Source organism: Sorangium sp. So ce1014, assembly GCF_051521505.1.
Classification (GTDB): Bacteria; Myxococcota_A; Polyangia; order Polyangiales; family Polyangiaceae; genus Sorangium.
The window spans coordinates 10034590-10060801 of the sequence record NZ_CP150356.1 but is presented as its reverse complement, the minus strand read 5'-3'; the positions used below and the strand labels follow the sequence as shown (position 1 = coordinate 10060801).

Here is a 26212-nt window from a genome sequence, read left to right as displayed (position 1 = left end):
GGTGGGCGGAGGCGGATCGCGAAGCGGATCCCCCGACCGATGTTTGCCGGGACCGCGAAGCGGTTCCCCCACGCTGGCACCTGCGTCATGTCCGGCCGAACGCCGTCATCTCCTGCGCCTCACCCCGACACCCCCGCTCCGCCGGCCGCCGTCCACGCCTCCGCCGGCGGGCGACCGACCGTCGCGCTCGCGGTCTCCGGCAGCATCGCCGCCTACAAGGCCGCCGAGGTCGCCCGGCTCCTGATCCAGGGCGGCGCGCGCGTGCTCCCGATCATGACCCGCGCGGCGCAGCAGTTCCTCGGGCCCATGACGCTGAGCGGGCTCTGCGGCGAGCCGGTGCGCGACACGATGTGGGACCCGGGCTTCGCGGGCGAGCTGCACGTCGCGCTCGCCGCCGAGGCCGACCTCGTGCTCCTCGTGCCCGCGACCGCCGACCTGCTCGCCCGCCTCGCCGCCGGGCGCGCCGACGATCTCGTGACGGCGCTCGCCCTGTGCGCGAAGGGCCCGGTGCTCGCCGCGCCGGCGATGCACCCCCGCATGTGGGCGCACCCCGCGACGGCGCGGAACGTCGCCTCGCTCGAGGCCGACGGGCGCGTGCAGCTCGTCGGCCCGGTCTTCGGCGAGGTCGCCTCGGGCGAGCGCGGCCTCGGGCGCATGGCCGAGCCCGCGGCGATCGCGGCCGCGGCGTTCTCGCGGCTCGCCCCGCGCGATCTCGCGGGGCTCCGCGTCGTCGTCACCGCGGGGCCCACGCTCGAGGACCTCGATCCCGTGCGGTTCCTCGGCAACCGGTCGACCGGCAAGATGGGCTTCGCCGTGGCCGAGCGGGCCGCGCTCCGTGGAGCGCAGGTCACGCTCATCGCCGGTCCCGTGTCGCTCGCCACGCCGCCCGGCGCGGTGCGCGTCGACGTGCGCGGCGCGCTCGCGATGCGCACCGCGCTCTGGCAGGCGCTCGGCGAGGACCTGCGCGGCGCCGACGCGCTGATCATGACGGCCGCGGTGTCCGACTACCGCCCGGCCGAGCAGCACGCGACAAAGCTGAAGCGGACGCCCGATCTCGCCTCGCTGCCGCTCGTCCCGAACCCCGACCTGCTCGCCGAGGTCGGCCTCGCGCGCGCCGGCAGAGCGCGGCCGCCGGTGCTCGTCGGGTTCGCCGTCGAGACCGCCACGGACGACGGCGTGATCGCGTACGCCCGGCACAAGCTCGCGACAAAGCGCGTCGACATGATCGTCGCCAACCACGCGGCGGACTCGTTCGGCCGGGACGACAACCGCGCCACGATCGTGACCCGCGACGCCGCCGATTCGCTCGGCGTGTTGCTCAAGCCCGTGCTCGCCGACCGCATCCTCGACCGGGTCGTGCAGCTGTGCGCCCGATGATCCCGGCCGACGCCGCGCCCCCGCCGGCTGCCCCGGGCTCGCCCCTCCCGGCCCGGCCGCGCGATCCGGGGGCGACCGATCCGCGCGAGCCGCCGCGGGCCTCGCGCCGCGAGGCCGCGCTCATCGCCGCGTCCGTCACCGCCGGCGTCGCGCTCGCGGTCTCGTACGCGTTTCACCCCGATCGCGCGGGCGCGCCCGGCATGCTCGCGGCGCTCGGCGCGCTCTACGCCGTCCTCGCGGCGGCGACCGTGATGTGGCTCCGCCGGCGCGGCGAGCTCCGCGCCGCGCTCCGCCCCCTGTCGGGTGATCTCGCGCGCGGCGCCTTCGTCGCGGCGGTGCTCTACGGCCTGGCCATGGCGGTGCAGCTGGCGCTCGCCCCGCGGGGCTCGCCGCGCGAGGGGTGGCTCTTTCGCCTGTACCTCCAGCTCGGCGACCCCTCGGCCGACGCGCGCGTGTTCGTCGGCGCGGTCGTCTTCGTCGTGGCCGCGCTCGAGGAGATCGTCTGGCGTGGGCTCGTCATGCGCGCGCTCGAGGGGCCGTTCGGTCCGGTGACCGCCTGGCTGCTGTCGAGCGCGCTGTTCGCCGCCGCGCACGTCCCCACGCTCTTTCTGCTCGGCGATCCGCTCGCCGGGCCGAACCCGCTGCTCGTCGCGGCGGGCCTCGGCTGCTCGATCGTGTGGGGTCGCGTTGTGCACCGGACCGGCCGTCTGCCGCCGGCGATCTTCGCCCACGCGTTCTTCTCGTGGGCGATCGTGAGCTTCCCGATCTGGCGCCCGTGACGTCCGGGCGCCCTCGCCGGGATCACCCCTCGAGCTTCGCGAGCTCCTCTTCGGGGACGTCGAAGTCGGCGTAGACGTTCTGCACGTCGTCGTGGTCGTCGAGCGAGTCGACGAGGTTGAGGCAGACCTCGGCGTCGCGGCCCGCGACCTCTTTCTTTGTCTTGGGGACGTAGCCTGCGCCGCTCGACTTCACCGGGATCTTCGCGTCCTCGAGCGCCTTCACGACGGGCTCGATCATCTCGACGCTGGAGAGCACCTGCCACTCCTCGCCCTGGTCGCTGTAGTCGTCGGCGCCCGCGCCGACGGCGATGTCCATGAGCTGATCTTCGGTCGCCGCGTCCTTCGCGATGAGGAGGATCCCCTTCCGGTCGAAGGCCCACTGCGCGGAGCCGCCGGCGCCGAGCTGCCCGTTGTTCTTCTCGAAGATCTTCCGGATCTCGGCGACGGTGCGGTTCCGGTTGTCGGTCATCGCCTCGCAGAGGAACAGGGTCCCGCCGGGGCCGGTGCCTTCGTAGAGGATCTCCTCGTAGTTCGCGCCCTCGAGCTCGCCGGTGCCGCGCTGGATGGCGCGCTTGATCGTGTCGGCGGGCATCGCCTGGCCCTTGGCGTCGTTGACCGCCTTACGGAGGCGCGGGTTGCCGTTCGGGTCTCCGCCGCCCATGCGCGAGGCGACGGTGATCTCCTTGATGAGCTTCGTGAAGAGCTTGCCGCGCTTTGCGTCGAGGGCGCCCTTCTTCCGCTTGATGGTGGCCCACTTGGAATGGCCGCTCATGCCTGTCTGCTCCGTGATGACGGGGCGCTCGCTCGCGGAGCGCGCCCAGGGGAAAGGTTCGGCGCAAGCTGGAGCACCGATGGGTCCGAGGGGAGGGATCGCCGAGGCGCCGGGACCGTCAAGAGAGGGTCGATCTCTCTTTGGCGGTCCCGGCGCCCCCGCGTTTCGGACCGTCTGTCGCTCTAGCGGTGCGCCCGTGTGGAGGCAACCACGACGGCGCCTCGGCCGCCCGCACCCCTCCTGACCAGGAGAACGAGCGCGGCCGAGGCCCTTGACGACCTGGGTTCTGCGGGGGGGCCCGCCGTGTGACTACAGCGCGTAGCCGGTCTCGCCGTGCTCGGTGGCGTCGAGGCCCTCGCGCTCGTCGCTCTCGGCCACGCGCAGGCCGACCAGCTTGTCGACGAGCTTGAGGAGCAGGAAGGTCATGATCGCGGCGTACAGCCCCACGGCCACGATGCCGGCGAGCTGCGGGACCATCTGGCCGGGGTTGCCGGCGATCACGCCGTCGCGGCCGGCCTCGTTCAGGGCCTTCTCCGCGAAGACGCCGGTGAGGAGCGCGCCGAGGAGGCCGCCCACGCCGTGCACGCCGAACGCGTCGAGCGAGTCGTCGTAGCGGAGGCGCTCCTTCGAGACGACCGCGAAGTAGCAGACCGCGCCCGCGAGCAGGCCGATCACGACCGCGGCCCAGGGCGCGACGAACCCGGCCGCCGGCGTGATGCCGACGAGCCCGGCCACGATGCCGGACGCGACGCCGAGCGCTGTCGGCTTGCCCCGCTGCGCCCACTCGACGAAGAGCCACGCCGCGCCGCCGGCCGCCGCCGCGAGGTGCGTGTCGAGCAGCGCCAGCGCCGCGAGCCCGCCCGAGGTGAGCGCGCTGCCGGCGTTGAACCCGAACCAGCCGAACCAGAGGATGCCCGTGCCCGTCAGGGTCATCGTCAGGTTGTGCGGCACGTGCCGCTCGTGCGGGTACCCCGTGCGCTTGCCCAGCACGAGCGAGCAGATCAGCGCCGAGACGCCCGCGGCGAGGTGAACCACGGTGCCGCCCGCGAAGTCGAGCGCCCCCATCTCGAAGAGCCAGCCCTTCTCCGCCCACACCCAGTGGGCGACGGGATCATAGACAAGCGTGGACCAGAGCAGGATGAAGACCAGGTACGCCGGGAACCGCATGCGCTCGGCGAACGCCCCCGCGATGAGCGCGGGCGTGATCACCGCGAACATCATCTGGAACGCCGCGAAGGCGAGGTGCGGCACGGTTCCCCGCTCCACCCCCGCAAGTCCGCGCATGCCGATGTAGTCGAGCCCGCCGATGAGCCCACCCTGCGACGTGCCGAACGCGAGCGAGTACCCGATCGCCACCCACTGCACCGAGATCACCGCGAGCGCCGCGAACGAGTGCATCAGCGTCGCGAGCACGTTCTTGCGGCGCACCATGCCGCCGTAGAACAGGGCGAGGCCCGGCGTCATGAAAAGGACGAGGGCTGTCGATGCCAGGAGCCAGGCCGTATCCCCAGTGTCGATCTTCATGGCACGGGCGTAACGTGCCCGATGTTTCAACGAGGTTTCGGCGCCGCGGCCGGATGCATTTGACAGGGGGTCAGGAAATTTCTGACGCCCGAACCGACAGCACCGGGGCCTTCGCCGCGCGCACCACCCGCTGGGCCACGCTGCCGAGCAGCGCCCGCGCGATGGCGCCGCGCCGGTGCGTCCCGATCACGATCATGTCGGCGCTGATCTCGTCCGCGAGCCGGCAGATCTCCTCGTCGGGGACGCCGGCGCGCAGCACGCCCGAGAGCTCGACGCCGGCCACGCCGCGCCGGCGCTCGAGCACCTCATCGAGGCTCCGCTGCGCCGCATCGGCGAGGCGCGCGGCGTCCTCCGCCGAGGGGATCAGCGACGAGCCTTCCGGGAAGGTGTAGACGGGCAGGCTGTACACGTGCGCAACGACGATCTTCGCGGAGAGCTTTCCGGCGAGCTCGATCGCCTTGTCGAGGGCGAGCTCGGAGGTCTCATCGAAGTCATGGGCCAGGAGGAGGGTCTTCATCTTGCTCCGCGGTGCTGGTGGGCTCGGGCGGCGCGCCGCCGTCTTTCTTGTCCGGCTTTCGTAGCTCCGGACGCGGGTCGCCGGTAGGGGGCTCGTCGAGCGCCGCTGGCGCCGGCCGCTTCGACGCCGGCTTCACCCGCTTGAACAGCGCCATCTTCTTCAGCCGGCTGATCTCCGCGAATTCGCCGCGCTTCACCGTCGCGTTGTGGCGGTCCAGGTCCTTGCCCTTGAGCTCCCCCTCGTCGAGGAGCACGTACTGGAGGATCGCGGCGCGGTCCCCCGGGTAGAAATAGGCTTCCTTCCGGTTCGATATGTGCGGCCCCATCTTGTTCGTCGCGCCGACGATCGCGCCGGGCGGGATCGCCTCGACCTGCTGCCTCACCCACGCGTAGGTCGCTTCCTGCTCGGGCGTGAGATTGCGCGCCACACGCGCGAAGCCGCCCTTGAACGAGGCGTTGTCGATGAGGCCGCCGAACTTCCACGACACGAGCGCGCTCGCCACGAGCACCGCCGCGAGCAGCGCGCGCGAGAGGCGCCGCCCGTCGAGCCCGAGGTACGCGGCCGGCGCGGAGTCCTCGGCCTGCTTGAGCGCGATCGGCGTCAGCGCGAAGGCGATGGGGAAGAGGACCGACGAGTACTGGAAGTGGATCGAGAAGACCGCGTCGCGCGAGGCGAACAGGCAGAACACGAGCCCGTAGGCGAGCATCCACCGCCCGGGTCTGGCGAGGAAGGGCAGGAAGCCAAGGGGGACGAAGAGCTGGAGCAGGAAGAGGATCTTCGGCTCCTCCAGCATGACCTTGAGCACGAAGGCAGGGTTCGTGAGGAGCGAGACGAGGAGGCCGCCGAGCCCGCTCCGGTTCGGCATGAGGTCCTCGTAGTAGTAGGCGAACGAGTACGCGTCCTTGCCCGACATGATGATGCCGGCCGACGTCATGAAGAACAGCTTCACGATGACGAGGTAGACGAGGCTCGTCGCGATGGTCACCCAGCCGAGACGCGCCCTGCCCGCGCGCCGATCGAGGATGGCGTAGAGCCCGATGAAGCACATCAGCAGGGAGACGTCCTCCCGGCAGAGCAGCAGCGCGGCGAGGGTGACCCAGTACAGCCTGTCCCTGCCGGTCTCGTAGAAGTAGAGGAGCCAGACGACGAGCGGCGAGATCAGCGTGAGCGAGTGGAACTCGTACATGTTCGCGCCATGCAGCGCGGGATACATGGCCCACGCGGCGGCGAGCAGGAGCGCCTTGCCGCGGTGCTCGAGCTTGTCGAGCGCGAGCAGGTACACGGGGATGACGCCGGCGCCGAGCCACACCGACTGGAGCACGAGGAGGAACTCCGCCCTCGGGTAGATGAGGTAGAGCGGCGAGAGCAGGACGAGGAGGGGATCGAAGTGCGCGGAGCCGTGGTATCCGGCCTTGATCCAGGAGCAGCCGAGCGGCCGGCCGTGGATCGACTGGTAGAAGATGTTGTCGTAGTACCCGAGGTCCGTCGTCCGCGTGTGCAGCGCGCGGTGGTTGGTGAGCGCGAGCCGGGAGAAGAAGAGGCCGTAGCCTGCCCACAGCGCGAGTGCGGCGAGCGGCGCGAGCCACCTCCCCGCCCTGGCGAGCGCGCCGGCGCGCTCGGGCGCGTCGTCGAGCCCGGGCGAGAGCCGCGCGCCGCGGCCCCAGGCGTAGACGCCCGCGCCCACCGCCGCGGCGGCGAGGGCGGCGAAGAAGATCGCGGTCTTCGGGCTGTCCTTCTCGATGTTCGGCAGCTTGAGCGCGGCGACGAACGGGAGCGCGAGCAGGGGGAGCAGGGCGCGGTTGAGGCGGCCCGCCGTGCCCACCACGTCCCACGAGCGCGTCAAGACCCGCCGCGCCAGCATCACGAGGAAGTAGGCGAGCCCGACCCCCACGATGGCGGCGACGGCGCCGCCGGCCATCCAGCGGCGCTCCAGCTCGGTCAGCTTGTTCGTCGCGAGCGGGGCGAGGCGGCTCGGGTGGGTGAAGACCCAGGCCGTCACGGCGATGCACATGCCGAAGAGGATCGGCCACGGCGCCAGGGTCAAGGTGGCGCGCGCGAGCCGCTCGATAGCGCCGTCGAGCTTCGTGAGCGCGCTGTTCAGCCTGGTGCGATGGTTCTCTGGCATGGGCGAGGCCGGTCCTCGGCTACTTGACCCTACCCCCCGCTGTCAAGGAACGGTGCAGGGGGCGCAGGAAGGGCAGGGCGCCGCCCGCGGACCGCGGTAGAATGGGCCCATGTCGCACTACCGGGATCATCTCGATGCGGCCCGCGCCCGCATCGAAACCCTCGAAGCCAAGCTGAAGGAGCGGGAGGCGGCGCTCGCCGCCCGGGATGCGGAGCTCGCCGAGATCCGAGCCGAGGTCGAGCGGCTGCGCGGCGGATCTGGCGACGACGGCCCGCCCGACGGGCCTCACGGCCGGGGCGGAGGGCAGCGCGCCCTGCTGATGGCGCTCGCGGTGTGCGGCTTCGCCACCGCGACGGGCTACGCGATGGTGCGCCCCGCGCACTGCCCGCAGCGGGGCGCTCCGTACCCCGCGTCGGCCGAGATGCTGCCGCGCTCCCATGACGGGTACGATCACGGGTCGAACCGGGTCGACGCGGCGCGCCTGCGCGTGGGCAGGGCCGCGGGCGCCGCGCTCGAGCACGGCCGGGTCCGCGCGCAGCGCTGCTGGCAGCCGGGCGGCCCGAGCGGCGAGGGGAGCGTGACCGTCACCTTCGCGCCGAGCGGCGAGGCCCAGGTGGAGCTGGACGGCCCGCCCTATGCCGGGACCGAGGTCGGCGAGTGCGTGAGCGACGCCTTCCGCGCCGCCGCCACGCGCGTGCCGGCCTTCAACGGGGAGGCCCTCACCCTGACCACCCCCTTCTCTCTTTAGCGGGTGCGCGCCGCGAACGGCGTGGGGGAGGGGACTCAGGGCTGGGTGGCGGGGGCGGTGGGTGGCGGGGCGATCTGCCAGCTCACGAAGCCCAGGGCGGCGACGGTGAGATAGATGACGGCGAAGACGAGGAGGCCGAAGCTCACGCCGTGCTCGGCGGTGAAACCAAGCGACGGGAACACGAGGGAGAAGAAGAGCTCACGGACGCCGACGCCAGCGATCGAGATCGGCAGGAGGCTGAGCAGGTTCGCGATGGCGAGCAGGCACGTGGTGTCGAACAGCGAGAGCGGTAGCCCGAGCGCCCTCGCGAGCAGGTAGCCCTGGACGAAGTTGACGATGAACGTCGCCATCGTGACGGGGAGCGCGACCCAGAGCCCCCGCCCGACGTGGGCCCGCAAGGCCACGAGGAAACGGCGCGTCGCGCCAGGCTCCGCGTCCGCCGCGGGCTCCTTCACGAATTTGCCGGACACGGCGAGCATCAGCCGCTCGGCGAGCCCGGGGATGAGCAGCACGAGCGGCGCGAGGACCGTGAGCGCAATGCCACCCCAGGTCAGCCAGGCCAGGCGGCCAGCGATGACCGCGCTGTAATGCGCCACGCCGACGGCGACGAACGCGGCCAGCACATAGAGATCGCACAGCCTGTCCATCACGACAGAGGCCAGCCCCTCCGCGTAGGGCACGCCGAGGTCATGGCGCAGGTAGCGGATCCGGAGGACGTCGCCGATGCGCCCCGGGGTCAGCATGCCGACGTAGAGCGACGTCAGGAACGACGCCCAGGCGCGCCCGAGGGGGTAATGGATGCCCCGGGCGCGGAGCAGCGCGTCCCAGCGGACCACCTTGAGGTGGATGTTGACGAGGTTCAGCGCCGCGGCGAGCACGAGCGGGGCAGCCGAGGCCGAGGCGAGCACGTCGAGCACCGCGCCCCGATCGTCGATGCGCAGGATCACGACTGCGAGCAGGAGCGGTCCGACGAGGCGGACGAGCGCCCTGACGGCTGTGCGGCGCATGCTCAGCGCGGGGCTGCGAGGCAGAGGACCCAGGGATAGGAGGTCGTCATCCGCAGGATGTCGAAGCGCGGCTCGATGAGCCGGCGGAACGACGTCGGGTTCCAGTGGTTGAAGTGATCGCTGTCGTTGCCCAGGCGGAGCACGTTGTTCCCTGCGAGCAGGTTCGAGAGCTTGAAGAACGGCTCGTGCGGCACGGAGAGGATGACGCGCGCGGGTGCGAGCCGCTGGATCTCGGCGAGCGCCCGGTCGGGCGTGTGGAGGTGCTCGAGCACCTCGGCGCAGATCACGAGGTCGAACCCGGGCGAGAGCTCGCGCAGCTCGCCGAGCTCATAGGCGCTCCCGACGCGCGCCTGGATGTGCGGGAAGAGCCGCTGCAGCCGCTCGATATCGGCGGCGCTGAGGTCCACGCCGGTGAACTGCTTCTCCGGGAACTTCTCGGAGAGGTAGCCGGAGAGGAAGCCCTCCCCGACCCCGATCTCGAGCACGCGCTGGACCGGGTTCGCCTCGATGAAGAGATCGTGAATCGCGGAAGCGAAGCGCTGGATGAGCTTCCGCTTCAGCGCGCCTGCATTCCGGTATTTCGGGGTCTCGAAGCGGCCGAAGTAAGCGTCGGATATCACTCGAGCTCCTCGCGGACTGGCAGCTCGTCCGCCTGGTGCCGTTGCTGCATCTGGAAGGTGAGAAACTCGCCGATGAAGCCCATCGAGAAGAACTGGATGCCGAGGAGGATCATCAGCACGCCGAGGAGGAGCAGCGGCCGATCGCCGATCCTGTACCCGAGCAGCCAGAGGAGGCTCAAGTACGCGTTGATCGTCACCCCGACCGCCGCGAACACGAGGCCGATGAGGCCGAAGAGGTGCATCGGCTTCTTCGAGTAGCGCGTCAGGAACATGACGCTGAGGAGGTCGAAGAAGCCGCGCAGGATGCGCTCCAGGCCGTAGCGGGAGTTGCCGTACTTGCGGGGGTGATGGCGCACGGGGATCTCCGCGACACGGAAGCCCTGCCACGCGGCGAGCGCCGGGATGAACCGGAAGAGATCGCCGTAGATCGGGATGGTGCGCAGCACCTCGCTCCGGTACGCCTTGAAGCCGCAGTTCATGTCGTGGAGCTTCACGCCCGTGACCGAGCGGACCGTCCCGTTGAAGATGCGGGACAGGACAAGGCGGTTCTTGGGGTCGAGCCGGTTGACCTTCCAGCCGACCACGACATCGAGCCCCTCCTCGACCTTGGCGATGAAGCTCGGCAGATCGGCCGGGTCGTCCTGGAGATCGGCGTCCATCGTGACAACCACCGTGCCCCTCGCCTTGCGGAAGCCGGCCGTCAGCGCCGTCGCCTTGCCGAAGTTCTTCCGCAGCCGGATGCCCTTCACCACCGGGTTCTCCGCGCGGATCCTGGAGATGACGGCCCAGGTGTCGTCCGTGCTGCCGTCATCCACGAAGATGAGCTCGTAGGTGAAGCGCCCCCTCAGCGCCTGATCGACGCGCTGCGCGAGCTCGGCCAGGCTCTCCGCCTCGTTCAGCCCCGGGACGACCACCGAGACGTGCGGCGCTGTCGAGGCGGCCGGCGCAATGGAGGGCGCCATGAGGCTCGGACGAGGATCGAAGGCGGAGAGCCCGAACGTGACTCGGTCCTCCTGAGCCTCCGTAGGGGCAGGTGTGGGGGGTTGGTCCACAATCACGGCGGCGGAGGATAGCAGATCGCCACAGGAACGTGCGGTTCCGTCCCCGGGAAGCGTCACCGGATGCCGATCGCGCGAAGGCAAGGTGCTGCCGGTCACCGGCAGGGGGAGGGGTTCGGAGAAGGGGTTCGGAGAAGGGTTGCGGAGGCCCGGCAGGGGTTCGGAGAAGGGTTGCGGAGGCCCGGCAGGGGTTCGGAGAAGGGTTGCGGAGGCCCGGCAGGGGTTCGGAGAAGGGCTGCGGAGGCCCGGCAGGGGTTCGGGGAAGGGCTGCGGAGACCCGGCAGGGGTTCGGGGAAGGGCTGCGGAGGCCCGGCAGGGGTTCGGGGAAGGGCTGCGGAGACCCGGCAGGGGTTCGGGGAAGGGCTGCGGAGGCCCGGCAGGACGCCATGAGCCGCCGGCCGGTCGTGCGCCGGCCGGCGGTCGCGCTCATTCGGGCGTGCTCTCCGGCGCCTCGGGCTCCTCGGCGTCCTCCTCCGTGGCGTCCTGCTCCTCCTCCGGTGCGGCGGCCGCCGGGGCGCGCTGCGGGCTGCGCTCGAGCAGGGCGAGGAACGGCGCGTGGAGCGCCTGGAGGAGCTCGCGCTGCTTGCCGCTCGGCGTGTGCTCGATGAGCCAGCCGATGTCGTCGTGAATGGCGTTGAACGCCTGCGTGCACGCGACAACCGCCTCCCGGATGCGCTTCGACCGCGCGACAGCGCGCTTCTGGCCGGAGCTGCGGCCGAGCCCCTTGGCGAGCGCCTCGGTCGCCTCCTCGATGCGCTTCAGGTACGCCCCGGCGCCGACCTTCTTCACGTCGGCGGCGAGCGGCGCCTTGCCGGCGACCGAGAGCTGGTGCCAGCCGTGGTCGACCTCGGCGTCGTACGTGTACCGGGTCTGCTCGGTGCCGGCCCCCGCGAGCAGGGCGCCGCGGAGCCGGACGGCCGCGTCGCGCTGCGCAGGGTCCTTGCCCTCGACCGCCGACGCCAGGAACAGGTGCAGCGCCCGCTGGGCAGTGTCCCACTCCGTGTCGAGCTCGGCGAGCGCCGCGGCCGAGGCGACGCCGAGCGCCTCGTCGAGCGCCGCGATGCTCCAGATCGCGCGCGCCTTCCAGATCACCGGCTTCGGCGCTTCGAGGAGCAACGCCGCCGGGACGCGGTTCGGAACATCGTACTTGTCGATAGAGACGCTCTTCCACGCGCCTTGCGCGAGATCACGCGCGAACGCGCTGAACGCCTTGTCTGTGACGAAGCTGTATCCATAGGATGCCATCGTTCTCTCTCTCCGATCCTCCCCCAGGAAGCCGTGCATTCTAGCGAGAAGCGCGCGCGCTCCCGCAAGCGCTTTGCGCGAGGAGCCCGGTCGGAATCGTGCTCGGCGCTCGCTCGGTCTCCCTGCCGCTCTCTGCCGCTCCCTGCCGCGGCGGCGATCGCCGCGAGCGGTTTCTTTCTTGGGGCCCTGCAAATCGGGTGAGCACTCCGGAGGCGCTGCCCCGACATGAGAGCCGACGGCGGCGCCTCCTTCGGGGGGCTCGCCCGCGAGGCACCCGCCGATGGAGACCACGACAGCGAGGCACCCGCCGATGGAGACCACGAGACGGCCGACCCACGCCGCGGCGCCGCCGGACGTCACGGCGGCCCTGCCCACCGCCGCGCTGGCCGCCACCGACGCGTGCCCCCCGCCGCAGCTCACGATGCCGCAACTCACGATAACGAGTACCGTCGACCTCGGGAAGGAGCGTGCCAGCGACGTGAGCGACGCCGGAGAGCCCATCGAGCCGCAGGTGTTCCAGCCGGGTCAGGTCTTCCACCAAGTGGAGATCGTGCGCTTCATCGGCGCCGGGTACTCGGGCGAGGTGTACGAGGTCCGCCACCGGATCACCGGGGCGCGGTGCGCCCTCAAGATCATGCACCTGCGCGACCGGAAGGACGCGAGGAAGGCGGAGCGGAGCCTGGCCGAGGCGCACGGGATGTTCGGGATCCAGCACGCCAATGTGGTCGAGGTCTTCGATATCGGCTGCGAGGCCGACGGCACGGCCTGGATGCTCATGGAGTTCCTCGACGGGCCGACGCTGGCCACCGTCCTGGAGCGCCAGGGGCGGCTGTCGCCGCTCTTCGCGCTGCACGTCGCGCTCGAGGTCGCGTGGGGGCTCGACGCGGCGCACGAGAACCAGATCATCCACCGCGACGTCAAGCCGGACAACATCGCCTTCACGGTGGACGGGTGGGTGAAGGTCGTCGATTTCTCGATCGCGAAGGTCATCCCTTACGAGATGCGGACGACCCAGCGCAACGTGCGCCTCGGGACGGCCGCCTACATGGCGCCGGAGAACCTCGCCGGGTCCGAGGCGGACGCGCGCTTCGACGTCTACTCGCTCGGCCTCGTGCTCTGGGAGATGATGGCCGGCCGCCACCCGTTCTGCGACGCCTTCCAGGACCGGACGATGCTCGTGAACTGGCAGTTCTTCGCGGACCCCGAGCCGCTGTCGGGGGTGACGGGGCTGCCTGAGTACGTGGACGAGGTGATCCGGCGCGCCACCGCGAAGCAGCCCGTGGCGCGGTACCTCTCGATGGCCGAGATGGCGCAGGCGATGATCGCGCTGCGCAGCCGCCTCGCGAAGGACGAGGCCGAGGGGCGGATCTCGCTCGTGGCGCCGCCCGGCGAGCCGCCGATCCCCGGCCGAGCGGGCAAGCGCGCGGTCTACCAGCCGCCGGCGACGGGGCCGACGCTGGAGGTGCCGCGGCGGGAGCCGTCCGCGAGGGTGGTGGTGGCCTCGCCGGTGCCCGCCCTGGGGCCGTGCGGCACGGCGCCGGTCGACTGGGAGAGCGTCCGGGCGGCGGGGTTCGGGCCCGGACCGTGGCCGGCGGAGCGCGCTGGGGACGGCCGCGCGCCGGGCAGCGCCGGGAGGACGGCGCGGGGGACGGAGATCCTGCCGGTGGCGGAGCGCTCGTCGCTGTCCCGGCCGCCTCCGCCGGGGTCCTCCCCGCCGCCCGCGGCGCGCACGACGAGCCCGATGCTCCGGCAGCTCCCCGCGGCGCGCGCCGGGGCGGTGGACGAGCGAGGTGCCGGGGCGCGCGTCCGGCGCGAGGTGCGCATGGCGCCGTGGGTGCTGATCGCCCTGGTGCTCTCGTCCTCGGTGGCGAGCGCGCTCGCGGTGCGCTGGCTCGCGCCGCCGGGGGCGCCCGCCGCGCCCGCGAGCTCGGTGGAGGCCGCCGGTGCCGCCGGCGCAACCTCGGTCTCGGTCGGGTCGGCCGCAACCCCGGTCGGGTCGGCCGGCGTGGCCGCAACCTCGGTCGGGTCGGCCGGCGTGGCCGCAACCTCGGTCGGGTCGGCCGCAACCCCGGTCGGGCCGGCGGCCGCAACCCCGGTCGGGCCGGCGGCCGCAACCCCGGTCGGGCCGGCGGCAACCCCGGTCGGGCCGGCGGCAACCCCGGTCGGGCCGGCGGCAACCCCGGTCGGGCTGGCGCCCGCGCGCGCTGGGGCGTCGCCCGCGCCACGCCGGCCTGCGGCGACGGCCGCGCCGAAGCGGCAGGAGGCCGCGCCTTTCGGGGCGTCGCCGATCTTTTGAGGGCGCGCGGGCGGACGGACAGCTGGAGCGCGCGCGAGCGCGAAAAGGACGCCGTGATGTCACACGAGGACGAGGAAATCGACGAGGAGCGGCTGCGCACAGCGCGCGTCGTGGCGGAGACGGTCGAGCGGAGCCTCGCGCCGTACCGCGGGCTTGTGCCCGAGGAAATGCTCGCGCAGCTGCGCGAGGCGATCGAGGACGAGCTGGTCAAGAACCCCTATTCCGTCGCGCTCCTGCGGCAGCTCATGGCGCGGCCGGCGCCCGAATCGAGCGGGGAGGTGCCGCGCGAGGGCGCGCCGCTCGACGGGCGCGATCCGGGCCGCACGGGGGGCGCGGCGGGCGGCGGGAGGGAGGGGGCGTGACCGGCGGCTCGGACAAGCATGCCGAGGTGCTGCCGCTGCTCACCCCGAGGCAGCGGGCGCTCGTGGAGCACGCGTTGCCGAAGGTCGAGGCGCGCGCCCGGTGGCACGCGCGCCGGTACGCGGGGCTGGTCGACCGGGCGCAGCTCGTCGCGGAGGGCAACGCGGCCGTGGTGGACGCGGTGCGCCGGTACGACGAGGCGCAGGACACCTCGTTCGAGGGCTACGCCATCGCGCGGATCGACGGCAGCATGCTGGACCTCGTCCGCGCGGAGACCACGGCGCGGCAGCGCGACGTGGCCATGCGCCGCGCGATGGCGGCGCTGTCGGCGCACCACCGGGGCGGGTTCGACGTGCTGCGGGACGGGCCGGAGGAGATCCAGGCGCGGCTGCAGGCGTTCAGCGACGCGCTCGCGGTGGTGGGCGTCGTCGCGGGCGTGGGGGTGGCGCAGCGGTCGCCGCCCGGCGAGGACGCGGCCGAGCGCGCGGAGTACGCGGTGGCGGTGCGGGCGCTCGGGGAGGCGCTGGCCGAGCTGCCGGAGGACGAGCGGCGCGTGATCGGCGCGGTGTTCGTGGACGGCATGGACATGCACGAGGCGGAGGCGTTCCTCGGCGTCGCGTACATCACGGTGCGGCGGCGGCTCGAGCGGGGCCGGGAGCGGCTGCGCAAGGCGCTCGTGAAGCGGGGGGTGACGTCGGCGCCGCCGCCGCGGGACGAGCCTGGGGTCGGCCCGGTGCTGCGCGGGGTGCTCGAGGATCCACCGGCGGGGCCGGGGGCGAGGGAGCGGGGGCGCGGGCGGTAGGCCGCGCGGCGCGGGCGGCAGGGAGCGAGGCGATGGCGAAGCAGGACGGCGAAGCGCCGGGGGTGCCCCGGCCGATCCAGAGCCAGGGCGAGGACGCGGCGAGGGCCTACGCGGTGGGCGAGGTCGCGCCGCGGCCGCTGCACCCGACGCTGGAGATGGAGCGGGTCCACCTCGAGGATCCGCGGCGGGTGCCGCCGCCGCAGGCCGACGCGCGCCGGGGCGGCGGGGCGCGCAACCCGGCGCAACGCGCGCCGCTCGCGGACGTGGGGGCGCCGAGCGTGTCGATGCCGGAGGGGCTGCCGGTGACGAAGCGGCAGCCGATCGTGATCGACAGCGAGATCCTGGCGGAGTGGCACGGGGGACGAGGCGAGGGCGGCGGGGCCGCTGGGAGCGAGGCGGCGACGGGGGATGCCGCGGCGGAGAGTGCGCCGGCGGGGAGCGCGGGAGCAGCGGGCGGGGCACCGCGGCTCGCGGAGATCGCGGCGGCGCGGCGCGCGGCGCGCCGGGCGGGCGGGCGGCGCGCGGCGGCGGTGCTGGTGATGGGCGTGCTGCTGGCCATCGCGGTGGCGGTGGTGCGATCCGGGTGGGGAGCGAGAGACGGTGCGGGCGAGGTGGCGCGTGGCGCAGGCGGTGCGGCGCAGGCCGCGGCGGCAGCGGTCCGGCGGGCGGAGGGGATGGCTGCGGCGAGCGCAGGGGTGCCGGTGGCGAGCGCGGCGGGGCCGGTCGCGAGCGAGGCGGGGCCAGTTGCGAGCGAGGTGGCGCCGCCGGTTGCGAGCGTGGCGCCCACAGCAGCTGCCGTCTCCGCGCGGCCGGTGCCGCGCGGAGAGGCGGCGACAGCAGCGGCGATGACCGCGCAGCAGAGCAGGCGGGGGGCGCCGGCCGGCTCGCAGCGCGCGTCGCCGGTTGCGAGCGCTTCCGCGGCGCAGGCGCGGGACGCGCCGAAGCGGCCGGCGGGCGCGGCGCCTGCGCGGGAGGGACCGGACGCGCCGCCGCCGCCGAGCCCCTACGACACGCCGAACTTCGATTGAGCCGCCGGGATGGATCGACGATGGAACACGCGATGAGGAACCTGACGATGCACTTGACGGGCGCGGCGCTCTGCGCGCTGTGCGCCTTCGCGCCGGCCGCGGCCCTCGCGCAGGCCTCGCCGCCGAGCGCGGCGGCAGCGGCCGGGGAGGACGAGGCGCGCGGCGACAACGCCCGCGCGGCGCAGCTCTACCGGGAGGGGAACGATGCGTTCAAGCAGAAGCGGTGGTCGGACGCGGAGCTTTTGTACCTGAAGGCGTGGTCGCTGGTGAGGTCGTTCGACATCGCGGCGAACCTCGGAGAGGTGCAGCTCCAGCTGAAGAAGCCGCGGTCTGCGGCGACGTTCCTGTCGTTCGCGCTGAGGACGGCGCCGCCGTCGGCGAAGGCGGAGCAGATCGCGCGGATGCGGCACTTCCTCGACGAGGCGAAGGCACAGGTGGGGACGGTGCGGGTGCGGCTGAAGAACGTGGCGGACGTGGAGGTGTTCGTGGACCTCGAGCGCGTGCCGGCGGAGGAGGTGAAGCACGAGCTCTACCTGGAGCCAGGGCCGCACCTGCTGGTGATCCGGCGGGCCGGGTACGAGGACGAGCATGTGGGGGTGCTTGCGGCGCCGCGGATGACGGAGACGATCGAGCCGGAGCTGAAGCCGAAGGCGGAGAAGGCGCCGGTGGCGACGGGGCCGGGAGCGGCGGGGCCGGGAGCGGCGAGCGCGGCGGGGATGGGGGGCGCGAAGCCGAAGGCGCCCGCGACGGGGGCGCAGGTGGACGAGCGGCGGAGCTGGGTGCCGGTGATCGCGCTGGGGGCGGCGAGCGTCGTCGGGCTCGGGGTGGCGGTGGGGTTCACGGCGGCGTCGAACGGGGCGAAGGCGGATGGCGAGGCTCAACAGGCTGCAATCTGGAATGCTCCTGGCGCATGCGTGGACGCTGCGGGCGCCTACGCGGACGTGTGCGAAGAGCTTCGGAAGGCGGCATCGCGTACTGACACGTTCGCAAACGCTGCGCGTGTGGCCTATGTGGCATCGGGCGTCCTGGCTCTCACTGCGGTGACCTACGCCCTTTGGCCGCACGACAAGGGCAGCGGAGCTGCCGGGCGTGTGCTGGCGGTTCCGCGGCTTCACGCGTCCGGTGCCGAAATCATCCTGGCAGGCGCATGGTAACGAGCGAGGAAGCAATGAGAGTGCGACGAACCCGCTGGCTGCTCGGTGCGTTGGGGATCGCTGTCCTCATCGGCGGCTGCGATGCCGTGTGGAGTAACCTGGAGGAGGACTGCTCCTTCACTCTGATGTGTGAGGAGTACCGGGGGCGATGGAGGATCAACGAGACGCCGCTCAAATGCGTCCCGAGCGAGAACGGCGGCGTGGTGGTGGACGACGGGTGCGGGGTGTTCGTGTCGTCGTCGGGGAGCGACGAGAACGCGGCGACGAAGGAAGCGCCTGTGAAGACGCTGGCTGCGGCGCTTCTGCGTGCGCAGGAGAACGAGACGCGGCGGGTGTACGCGTGCGCGGAGGCGTTCGAGGAGGCGGTGGAGGTCGCGGGGAGCGTGACGATCTACGGGGGGCTGGACTGCGCGAGCGGGTGGGGCTGGGCCGGCGAGCAGAGGAAGACGGTGCTGACGGCGACCGCAGGCGAGATCCCGCTGGTAGTGCGCGGCGGGGGAGCTGAGGCGAACGTGCGCGTGGAGGACGTGCACGTGCAGGCGCGCGGGATCGACGCGGACGACGTGACGCTCGCGGGAGCGTCGTCGATCGCGGCGGTGGCGGAAGAGGCGAACGTGGAGCTGGCGCGGTGCGTGCTGGAGGCGGGAGATGCGGCGGCGGGAGCAGCGGGAGCTGCGCACGAGACGAGCGCGATGGGGGGAGCCGAGGGCAAAAGCGGCGGCGAGGCGTGCTCGGCGGAGATCGTGGTGCCGGGCGGGAGCGTGAAGAACGACTGCGGCACGCCGGACGACCCGAGCGACGATTCGCGCGGAGGCTCAGGCGGAAACGGCGAAGCGGACGCCGCCGTCGCCGGTTCGCCCGGTGCTCCAGAGTACTTGGTCAACGGAGGCAAGGGCGAAGGTGCAGACCTGTGCTTCAACGGGACCGCAGGAGAGAACGGCCCCGAGGGCGGCCCTGGTGCGGGCGCGACGGGTCTCGGCAAGATCAGCGCCAGCGGCTTCACCGGCGCCTCCGGCCGCGATGGCGTGAAGGGCGGCACTGCGCAAGGCGGAGGCGGAGGAGGCGGAGCGAAGGGCGGCGCAGGCACAGACAAGTGCCCGAACGAAGCGTTGGCCGGCGGGGCGAGCGGCGGCTCTGGAGGTGCGGGCGGTTGCGGCGGGGCCGGCGGGAGAGGTGGCGGAGCGGGCGGGTCGAGCATCGCGCTGATCAGCCTGAACGCGGCGCTGAGCTTCGAGGAGGTGACGCTGAAGACGGGGCGCGGTGGAGCCGGGGGCAAGGGCGGGGCCGGTCAGGATGGCGGCGAAGAAGGAGCGGGCGGCCCCGGCGGCAAGAAGCCCGAGGCAGCGACCGCGTTGAACGACGCCTGCTCGGGCGGGGCTGGCGGCAAGGGAGGTCCAGGCGGCTCCGGCGGCGGCGGTCGGGGCGGTCACGCGATCGGGATCGCGTACACGGGCGCGGCGCCGCCGGTGCAAGGAGCGACGGTGGAGCTGGGCGAAGCGGGCCAAGGCGGCACGGGCGCGGATGCAGAGGGCGAGGGGGCGGCGGGCGTGAAGGCCGAGGTGCAGGCGTTCTGAGGTGAGGTCGTGAGCGGCGCTGCTGCTGCGGCGGAGCGTGCGCCGCGGTAGCGGCGCGGAGCGGTGCGGAGAGGACGACGGGCGAGACGGCGCGCCACGGCAGGCGTGGCGAACGGCGGACGTGTGCGCGCGCGGCAGGACAGCGAGCGCGAAGGAGCGAGCACGTGGATGGCGGACGTTGCACGGATGATGAGGAAGCGACCGTGAGGCGAGCGGTGCGCGCGGGATGGCTGGTGACGTCGGTGCTGCTTGGCAGCACGGCAGCGCCAAGCAGCGTCCGGGGAGAGGAGCGAGCGATGCCCGCGTCGAGCGAGAGCAGCGAGCGTGACCGCGCGGTGCGGGACTTCGAGGAAGGCCGCAGGGCGCACCTCGCGGGCCGGCTGGAGAAAGCGGAGCTGTTCTACCTGCGGGCGTGGGCCCGGATGAAGTCGTACGACATCGCGACGAACCTCGGGCAGGTGCAGCTGCTGCTGAACAAGCCCGCGTCGGCGGCAAAGTACCTGGCGTTCGGCGTGCGGACGGTCGGTCCGGAGATCGAGCCGGAGCGGCTTCTGCGGATGCAGGCGATGCTCGACGAGGCGAAGGCGCGGGTGGGGACGCTGCGTGTGCGGGTGACGAACGTGGCGGACGCGGAGGTGCTCCTGGACGGCGGCCGCGTGCCGGAGGAGGAGGCGAAGCACGAGCTCTACCTGGAGCCTGGGCAGCATGCGCTGGTGATCCGGCGCGCGGGGTACGAGGAGGCGGTGATCCCGGTGGCGGCGGTGGCGGGATCGCACGAGGAGATCACGAGGGAGCTGAAGCCGAAGGCGGCGACGCGGTCAGGAGCGGCAGGCGCGCTGCTGATCGGGGACGCGAAACCGAAGGCGCCCGCGGCGGGGGCGCGGGTGGAGGCGCAGCGGAGCTGGGTGCCGGTGATCGCGCTGGGGGCGGCGAGCGCGGTGGGGCTCGGAGTGGGGGTGGGGTTCACGGTGGCGTCGAACAGCGCGAACGACGAAGCGCACGCACAGAGCCGCTCGATCCGGGACGCTGGAGGGCAGTGCGTCGCGCCGTCGGTTGCATTCACCGCGCGGTGCGCTGAGCTGGATCGATTGGGAGCTGAGGCCGACGGCCTGGGTACCGCCGCGTTCGGCAGTTACATCGCGTCCGGCGTGTCCGCGCTCGCCGCCGTGACGTGTGCGCTCTGGCCCAGGCGAGCAGGGACCATTTCGACGGTGCTGTCGGTACGACCCGACCTCCGTCTGAACGGCGGTGGCATCGTCGCAGTGGGCACGTGGTGATGAGGCGGAGAGGTCACATCATGACACTTCGAAGAATGCGGGCGCTCACGGCAACCACGGCGCTCGTCATCGGCGCAAGCGCCTGCGATGGGCTCTGGTTCTACATCCACGACGATTGTGACCTGACGCTCACGTGCGAGCACTTCCGACCGACGAGCAGCAGTAGCGGGACGCCTGATGCGTGCGAAGCGGACCCGACCGAGGACGCGAGCACGGCGACGGACGAGTGCGCGGTGTTCGCGAGCGCGAACGCTCTGCGCGGAGGCGACGGCACCAAGGCGACGCCGTACGCCTCGCTCGCCGAGGCGATCGTCCACGCGCACGGCAAGCGGGTGCTCGCCTGCACGAGCTCCGCCTTCGCCGAGAGCGTGACGATCGACGCCGACATCGAAGTGATCGGCGGCTTCGACTGCGCGGCCGGGTGGACGTGGAGCGCCGAGGCGCGCAGCGCGATCGAGGCGCCCGCGGATCAGATCGCGCTCACGCTGACCGAGGCCGCGAACGGCGCGAAGGTGCGGAGCTTGAAGGTGAACGCCGCAGACGCGACGCTGCCGGGCGGGTCGTCCATCGGCGTGGCGGTCGCGGACATCGAGGCGGAGCTTTCGCAGGTGGACGTGACCGCAGGCGGCGCGATGGACGGCGCGAAGGGCGAATGGCCAGCGGAAGCGCCGCAGGCGGGAGCGCCGGCTGGGGCGATGGGGAACGCCTGCGGCGTCGTCCTCGGTGGCGAACCCGGCACGACCACGTGCGAGGACGGCGAGACGACCGGCGGCCGAGGCGGTCGCGGAGGAAGCCCAGGGATTGAGGAATGCAACGGGCTGCGCGGGGAGGACGGCGCGCCGTTGCCGAAGGAGAATCCTGACGAATACGGGCTCGGCGGCATCGGTGAAACGGATGCCGAGGAGTGCAGAGATGGCGAGTACGGCAAGCGCGGCGACCCCGGCACCGCCGGCGCCGCGGGCATCGCCACGACGCTGACGCTGACGGGCATCGCGGGCGGCGACGGCGGCACGGGCACATCGGGCAAGCGAGGTCAAGGGGGAGGAGGAGGCGGCGGCGCGAAGGCGGGGCCGTTCTGCACGGTCGGCGAGGAGGTGGTGGTGGGCGTTGGGGCGAGCGGCGGCGGAGGCGGAGCCGGCGGGTGCGGGGGCAAAGGCGGCGGCGGCGGCAAAGCCGGCGGGTCGAGCGTCGGGATCCTCAGCCTCGGAACGAACCTGCTCCTGACCGACGTGAGCGTCGCCGTGGGCAAGGCGGGCAAGGGGGGAGAGGGAGTGCTCGGACAGAGCGGTGCCGCTGGAGTCCGTCGCGGTGCCGGCGGCGCCGGCTCGGGACTCGCCCCCTCAACCTACGGCTGCGGCGGTGGCGCTGGCGGCTATGGCGGCTGGGGCGGCCCCGGCGCTGGCGGTCGAGGCGGCCACGCCGTGGGTATCGCCTACGCGGCAGCGCCGAGCGAAGCGCCTGCGATACAGTTCACGCCCGGCACCGCCGGCGACGGCGGCGCCGCCGCGCTCGGTAGTCCGCCGGCCGGCGGCCCGCCCGAGAGCGCCGGGGCGCCTGGGGCGAGCGGCGTGTGCTGGAACTTCGCGACCGGCGAGCGCTGCGGACAGTGAGGAAGAGCATGTCATCCCGTGAGAATCTCAGACGCCCAATGGCAAGTAAGCGTGATGTCTATGATTTTCGCGATGGAACCCTGGGCGAGCAGCTTCGTCGACGGCAGAATGGGCGGCCTCATCCGAGAAGGAGCGCCCATGTCCACACGTCGGCCGATCAACACCACCAACATGCCCCGCTCGGGAAACGTGATCCACGTGAGCGCGCGGGAGATGTGGGAGCTCGCGTGGTTGCGGAAGCTGGGTCTCGAGGACGTCGCGTGGGACGCGGGGCGCTTCTGCGAGGAGTGCAGAGCGGAGCGAGCCGCTCAACGGGAAGACGTGGAGGACATCGCGCCGCCCTCCGGGATGCGGTTCAACTTCCTGATGCCGGGCGGCGAAGACACCACGCCGTCCGCCAACGCTCCACGGACGCGCAGCGAGAGCGACCGCAAGCCGACGCCGCTGACGCTCGCGCGGCCGCGTCGTCCGGACTCAACGGAAAACTGATCGACGGGCGTGTGAGCGCCGCGCGCGCTCCGATGACCCACGGCAGCGCCGCGGTGCGCGGCCTCGGAGGACGGACCGGGCGCCCTGCCATCGCAGCGCGCCACGCAGCGCGCCAGCGAGTCCGCTCGTCCTCGCGACGGGCGCGGGTGATGGATTCTCATGTGCGGCGTGGTGCTGGCGGCGCTGCGGCTGCGCTGAGGTAGCGACGTAGCGAAGGCCGCGCGCGGCGCGGCCTGAGGACATCGAGGGAACCGCGCGCCGCTGTCGACGGCGCGCCATGGCTCGGCTCGTCCTGACGACGAGCGCGCGAGGAGGACGAAGGTGTATCCAACGCTCGCCATCGAGGCAGCAGCGCAGTCGGACGTAGGCCGGCGCCGGAGCAACAACGAGGACAGCTTCGCGGCGCTGCCGTGCCTGGGGCTGTTCATGGTGGCCGACGGCCTGGGCGGCAACGCGGCTGGCGAGGTCGCGTCCCGCATGGCGATCGAGGTGGTCAAGAGCTGCTTCGAGGTGGACGAGGATCTCGAGGAGACGTGGCCGTACGGCACGGGGAGCGCGCACGACCGGGACGAGGTGCGGCTGGTGATGAGCGTGCGGCGCGCGAACCGAGCGATCTACGAGGCGAGCCAGCGGCGAGAAGAGGTGCGCGGCATGGCGACGACGTTCGCGGGCGTGCTGCTCGGAGCGGGGATGGCGTACATCGCGCACGTGGGCGACTCGCGGGTCTACCGGATGCGCGAGGGGAAGATGGAGCGGCTGACGCGGGACCACACGCTGCTGGAGGAGCTGCTGAGCGAGGGCGACGGTGCGCTCGCGGCGCTGGAGGCGCTGAGCGGTCGTGCGGACGCGGTGACGCGGGCGCTGGGGTGCGACAAGAGCGTGGAGATCGAATCACGCGTGGAGGCGACGAAGCCGGGCGATCTGTTCCTCGTGTGCTCGGACGGGCTGTGGGGCCCGGTGCCCGAGGCGCGGATCGCGGGGGTGCTGGGAAGGCACCGGGATCTGAGCCTTGCCGCGAGCCTGCTGGTCGACATCGCCAACGAGCACAGCGGACCGGACAACGTGACGTGCGTGCTGGCGCGGCTGGGAGGCGGGGCGAGGCGGCGCGCTGAGGCAGGCGCGACGAACGGCGTACTCGAGGGGATGCCTTAGGTCGGGCAGCACGAGGCCGGGCTCCGCGGCGCATCGGACAGGAGTGCTCACGGTTCAGGAGGGAACATGGAAGACATGCTGGGTGCAATGTGGCTCGTCTCGCCGATCGGGCTCGCGATGATCGCGTGCGTCGCGATCGGCTTCGCGGTCACCGCGCGCGAAGCGCTGGGACGCGAGCGGGGGTTTCGTGAGGCGCGCGAGCAGGCGCATGATGAAGAGGAGGCAGCCCTCACCGACGCGAAGGAGCAGGCAGCGGGGGAGCGGGACCGTTGCCGGCGCCTCCTGGACTGTCACGTCGATGCGGCGCTCGCCGAGCTGAGAGACGCCCGAGGGCGCCCCGTCCCCTGGCCAGGAAGGGTCCTCGAGTCGTTCTGCGCGACGACGCCTTCGTGGAGGAGGAAGCTGGCCGAGAGCACGGGGTTGGAACCGAGGGAGGTGGAGCGGCTGCTGAGGAGCGACCTGCCCATGATGCCCGGCCTCGCGCGGCAGCTGGAGACCTTCACCGGCACGCCGGCGCGGTACTGGGAGCGCCTCTGGCGGCTGCACGACGACCGCCGGACGGACGCGGAGGACACCGTGGCGATCCGGGTCGGGGCGCCCGTCACCGAGCGCGAGACGGCGCTGCCGGCTCCGCCGACGGTACCTCCCCGCGCGCTCGACACTCCTCCGCCCGTGGTGCCGTCTCCCGAGCTCGCGGCCAGTAGTCCGCGGGCGAAGCTCCCGCCGCCTCCCCTGTCGCAGCTCCGGCCACCGCGCCCTGTCCGCGCGGTCGCGGGGGAACAGCTCGCCCGTCGCGCTGCCACCCTGACGAGCTTCCCGCTACAGCCCGACGAAGGGGGGACGAGCGCTGCCAGTGCGTCCGATTGGGAGGAAGCAGAGCGCTCTCCCCTGAACACGACGCTCCCGGGAGTAGGGCGCCATGGGTGAGAAAAGCGTGCTGGTGCGGCTGGGAGACGGGTGACGCGATGGACGGCAACCGCGACGCGGCGCACGGCGCTCGGATTGAGAATCGAATTGAGAAAAATACGACACCCATCGTAATGGCGTCCGCGACGCAAATTGCGCGAGCCGAGACCAAAGAGCGATCGACACGCACCGGGATCGAGCGCTAGGGTTCTGCCGCCGCGGCGACGCGGGTCGGTGGGCTGTCAGGCGTTTGCAACACCGCCACAACCATGCGGGTGTGACGTGCGAAGACGCCGGCGGAGAAGCCGATGATCTGCTGAATAGACCCGATCCGTACCGGACCTAAAGTCTGGATGTTATCCAAAGGTCGCAGACGGCAGCCCAGCGCAGCAGATCCTCCTTTTTTGCGTCTTCAACGCAACGCTCGTGGGAGCGGCGGCGCACGTCGTCGCTCTCGTCCCCCCATCGGAACCCCCGGCCCCTGAGGGCGCCGGGCCCCGCTACCGGGTGAGCCCGAGCCTCCTCGACTGCCAGGCCACCTGCGCGGCGAGCCCCTCGCGCAGGGGCACCCGGGGCACATACCCGAGCGCCGACCGCGCCGCCGCCGTGTCGGCCCAGGTGTGCCGGACGTCGCCGGCCTGCGGCTCGCCCCGCTCCACGCGCACCGGCCCGGCGAGCTCCCCGAGCAGCCCGAGCGCCTCGTTCAGGCTCACCCGCGAGCCGCCGCCGATGTTGAACACGCCGACCGCCCCGCCCTCCATCGCCTCGACGTTGGCCTGCACCACGTCGCTCACGTACGTGAAATCGCGCGTCTGCTCGCCGTCACCGTGCACGCGGACCGCCTCGCCCTTCAGCACGGCGGCGATGAACCGGTGAAACGCCATGTCGGGCCGCTGCCCGGGGCCGTACACCGTGAAGTACCGGAGCGAGATCGTCGGCAGGCCGAAGTTGCGCCGGTACAGCTCGCACAGGTGCTCGGCCGCGAGCTTCGTCACCCCGTAGGGCGAGTGAGGCGCGGTCCGGCTGGACTCGTGCATGGGGACGTCCTCCGCATCGCCGTACACGGAGGACGACGAGGCATAGACGAGCTTGCGCACCCGGCCGTGCGCCCTCGCCGCCTCCAGCAGCCGCTGCGTCGCGAGCACGTTGTCGCGCAGGTAGCCCTCGAAGCTCTGCCCCCAGCTCGGGCGCACGCCCGCCTGCGCCGCCTGGTGGAAGACCACCTCGCACGCCGAGAGCAGCGGGCGCAGGTCGTCCGTCGCGAGATCGGCCGTCGAGAGAGAGAAGCGCGGCTCGCCGAGCAGCCGGGCCAGGTTCCCTTCCTTGAGCTCGCGGGCGTAGTAGTCGGTGAAGCGATCCACCCCGAGCACCTCATGCCCGAGCTCGACCAGCCGCTCCGCCAGTCGGGCGCCGATGAATCCGGCCACCCCAGTCACCAGACAACGCATCCGCCTCCCGTCCTGGTCCCGCCGCGCCGCGCGGCCCGCCGCCATCGTCCTGCCGCCCTGCGGCCTCCCGTCCCGGTCCTGCCGCGTCGCGGCGCGACGATGCTAGCACTTCAGCCCGTCCATTGGACCGGCTGCCGCCCCGCTGCGCGACACGCGCGCCCGCCGTCGAGCGAGCTCCAGCAGCGGAGGCCGGAGCGCAAGCGACGCGCTTTTTGCAAATACACCCACCTTTCCGATGTATATTTCTGAATCTGGTTGCGCCTCCCCGTCCGGCGGGCGACGCTGGACCGCGCTCGGGCGCCCTTGTTTTTTTCTGTTCGAGGCGCGCGCGAGACGGGGCAGAA

At 72.5% G+C, this 26212-nt stretch carries 23 protein-coding genes; 14 read left to right on the top strand and 9 right to left on the bottom strand.

All coding sequences use genetic code 11. The features are described from left to right. Positions 1-87: 87 nt before the first annotated feature. Positions 88-1377, top strand: coding sequence for a bifunctional phosphopantothenoylcysteine decarboxylase/phosphopantothenate--cysteine ligase CoaBC (coaBC, locus tag WME75_RS38175; protein ID WP_437481528.1), 1290 nt, complete (start codon positions 88-90; stop codon positions 1375-1377). Next, the gene (locus tag WME75_RS38170; RefSeq protein WP_437481527.1) at positions 1374-2156 is read left to right on the top strand and encodes a CPBP family intramembrane glutamic endopeptidase; all 783 of its coding nucleotides are present in this window, start codon (positions 1374-1376) and stop codon (positions 2154-2156) included. The genes coaBC and WME75_RS38170 overlap by 4 nt, the downstream gene beginning before the upstream one ends. Before the next feature lie 22 nt (positions 2157-2178). On the opposite strand, the gene WME75_RS38165 is transcribed toward WME75_RS38170, so the two are convergent. The 4 genes from WME75_RS38165 to WME75_RS38150 form a co-directional block, all read right to left on the bottom strand. Continuing rightward, complete coding sequence (locus WME75_RS38165) at positions 2179-2928, bottom strand: YebC/PmpR family DNA-binding transcriptional regulator (protein WP_437481526.1); 750 nt, start codon at positions 2926-2928, stop codon at positions 2179-2181. A gap of 309 nt (positions 2929-3237) precedes the next feature. Next, on the bottom strand, positions 3238-4452 hold the full coding sequence (locus WME75_RS38160; protein WP_437481525.1) for an ammonium transporter: 1215 nt from the start codon (positions 4450-4452) through the stop codon (positions 3238-3240). 70 nt (positions 4453-4522) lie between these two features. Then, positions 4523-4969 carry a universal stress protein gene (locus WME75_RS38155; protein ID WP_437481524.1) on the bottom strand — a complete coding sequence of 149 codons (447 nt, stop codon included), beginning with the start codon at positions 4967-4969 and terminating at the stop codon, positions 4523-4525. Beyond that, positions 4944-7094, bottom strand: coding sequence for a DUF2079 domain-containing protein (locus WME75_RS38150; RefSeq protein ID WP_437481523.1), 2151 nt, complete (start codon positions 7092-7094; stop codon positions 4944-4946). The genes WME75_RS38155 and WME75_RS38150 overlap by 26 nt, the downstream gene beginning before the upstream one ends. A 109-nt stretch (positions 7095-7203) precedes the next feature. Between WME75_RS38150 and WME75_RS38145 the strand changes: the two genes are divergently transcribed. After that, the gene (locus tag WME75_RS38145; RefSeq protein ID WP_437481522.1) at positions 7204-7842 is read left to right on the top strand and encodes a hypothetical protein; all 639 of its coding nucleotides are present in this window, start codon (positions 7204-7206) and stop codon (positions 7840-7842) included. A 35-nt stretch (positions 7843-7877) separates the two neighbouring features. Here the strand turns inward: WME75_RS38145 and WME75_RS38140 are convergent, their stop codons facing one another. The 4 genes from WME75_RS38140 to WME75_RS38125 all read right to left on the bottom strand — a co-directional run bounded on the left by WME75_RS38140 (position 7878) and on the right by WME75_RS38125 (position 11772). After that, positions 7878-8849 carry a lysylphosphatidylglycerol synthase transmembrane domain-containing protein gene (locus WME75_RS38140; protein WP_437481521.1) on the bottom strand — a complete coding sequence of 324 codons (972 nt, stop codon included), beginning with the start codon at positions 8847-8849 and terminating at the stop codon, positions 7878-7880. A gap of 2 nt (positions 8850-8851) precedes the next feature. After that, positions 8852-9469: a class I SAM-dependent methyltransferase gene (locus WME75_RS38135; RefSeq protein ID WP_437481520.1), complete on the bottom strand. Its 618-nt coding sequence runs from the start codon at positions 9467-9469 to the stop codon at positions 8852-8854. Next, a complete protein-coding gene (locus WME75_RS38130) occupies positions 9466-10431 on the bottom strand; it encodes a glycosyltransferase family 2 protein (RefSeq protein WP_437481519.1) in 966 nt (321 codons plus the stop codon). The genes WME75_RS38135 and WME75_RS38130 overlap by 4 nt, the downstream gene beginning before the upstream one ends. A gap of 522 nt (positions 10432-10953) precedes the next feature. Further along, positions 10954-11772: a hypothetical protein gene (locus WME75_RS38125; RefSeq protein ID WP_437481518.1), complete on the bottom strand. Its 819-nt coding sequence runs from the start codon at positions 11770-11772 to the stop codon at positions 10954-10956. 310 nt (positions 11773-12082) lie between these two features. Between WME75_RS38125 and WME75_RS38120 the strand changes: the two genes are divergently transcribed. The 11 genes from WME75_RS38120 (at position 12083) to WME75_RS38070 (ending at position 24441) form a co-directional block, all read left to right on the top strand. Further along, positions 12083-14068: a protein kinase domain-containing protein gene (locus tag WME75_RS38120; RefSeq protein ID WP_437481517.1), complete on the top strand. Its 1986-nt coding sequence runs from the start codon at positions 12083-12085 to the stop codon at positions 14066-14068. A gap of 56 nt (positions 14069-14124) precedes the next feature. Beyond that, a complete protein-coding gene (locus WME75_RS38115; RefSeq protein WP_437481516.1) occupies positions 14125-14430 on the top strand; it encodes a hypothetical protein in 306 nt (101 codons plus the stop codon). Further along, positions 14427-15230 (top strand): sigma-70 family RNA polymerase sigma factor, encoded by an 804-nt coding sequence (locus tag WME75_RS38110; protein ID WP_437481515.1) that lies wholly within the window; start codon positions 14427-14429, stop codon positions 15228-15230. Before WME75_RS38115 ends, WME75_RS38110 begins: the two co-directional genes overlap by 4 nt. A gap of 32 nt (positions 15231-15262) precedes the next feature. Next, positions 15263-16258 (top strand): hypothetical protein, encoded by a 996-nt coding sequence (locus WME75_RS38105; RefSeq protein WP_437481514.1) that lies wholly within the window; start codon positions 15263-15265, stop codon positions 16256-16258. Between the two features lie 32 nt (positions 16259-16290). Continuing rightward, entirely contained in the window at positions 16291-17412 is a 1122-nt protein-coding gene (locus WME75_RS38100; RefSeq protein WP_437481513.1) for a PEGA domain-containing protein, read from the top strand. A 14-nt stretch (positions 17413-17426) separates the two neighbouring features. Further along, complete coding sequence (locus WME75_RS38095) at positions 17427-18986, top strand: PGRS family protein (protein ID WP_437481512.1); 1560 nt, start codon at positions 17427-17429, stop codon at positions 18984-18986. Between the two features lie 296 nt (positions 18987-19282). Continuing rightward, positions 19283-20263: a PEGA domain-containing protein gene (locus tag WME75_RS38090; protein WP_437481511.1), complete on the top strand. Its 981-nt coding sequence runs from the start codon at positions 19283-19285 to the stop codon at positions 20261-20263. A gap of 20 nt (positions 20264-20283) precedes the next feature. Next, on the top strand, positions 20284-21873 hold the full coding sequence (locus WME75_RS38085) for a hypothetical protein (protein ID WP_437481510.1): 1590 nt from the start codon (positions 20284-20286) through the stop codon (positions 21871-21873). 138 nt (positions 21874-22011) lie between these two features. Continuing rightward, positions 22012-22362 (top strand): hypothetical protein, encoded by a 351-nt coding sequence (locus WME75_RS38080; RefSeq protein ID WP_437481509.1) that lies wholly within the window; start codon positions 22012-22014, stop codon positions 22360-22362. 321 nt (positions 22363-22683) lie between these two features. Then, positions 22684-23514, top strand: coding sequence for a PP2C family protein-serine/threonine phosphatase (locus WME75_RS38075; RefSeq protein ID WP_437481508.1), 831 nt, complete (start codon positions 22684-22686; stop codon positions 23512-23514). 66 nt (positions 23515-23580) lie between these two features. Further along, positions 23581-24441 carry a helix-turn-helix transcriptional regulator gene (locus tag WME75_RS38070; RefSeq protein WP_437481507.1) on the top strand — a complete coding sequence of 287 codons (861 nt, stop codon included), beginning with the start codon at positions 23581-23583 and terminating at the stop codon, positions 24439-24441. Between the two features lie 479 nt (positions 24442-24920). Here the strand turns inward: WME75_RS38070 and WME75_RS38065 are convergent, their stop codons facing one another. Next, entirely contained in the window at positions 24921-25868 is a 948-nt protein-coding gene (locus WME75_RS38065; RefSeq protein WP_437481506.1) for an NAD-dependent epimerase/dehydratase family protein, read from the bottom strand. Between the last annotated feature and the right edge of the window lie 344 nt (positions 25869-26212).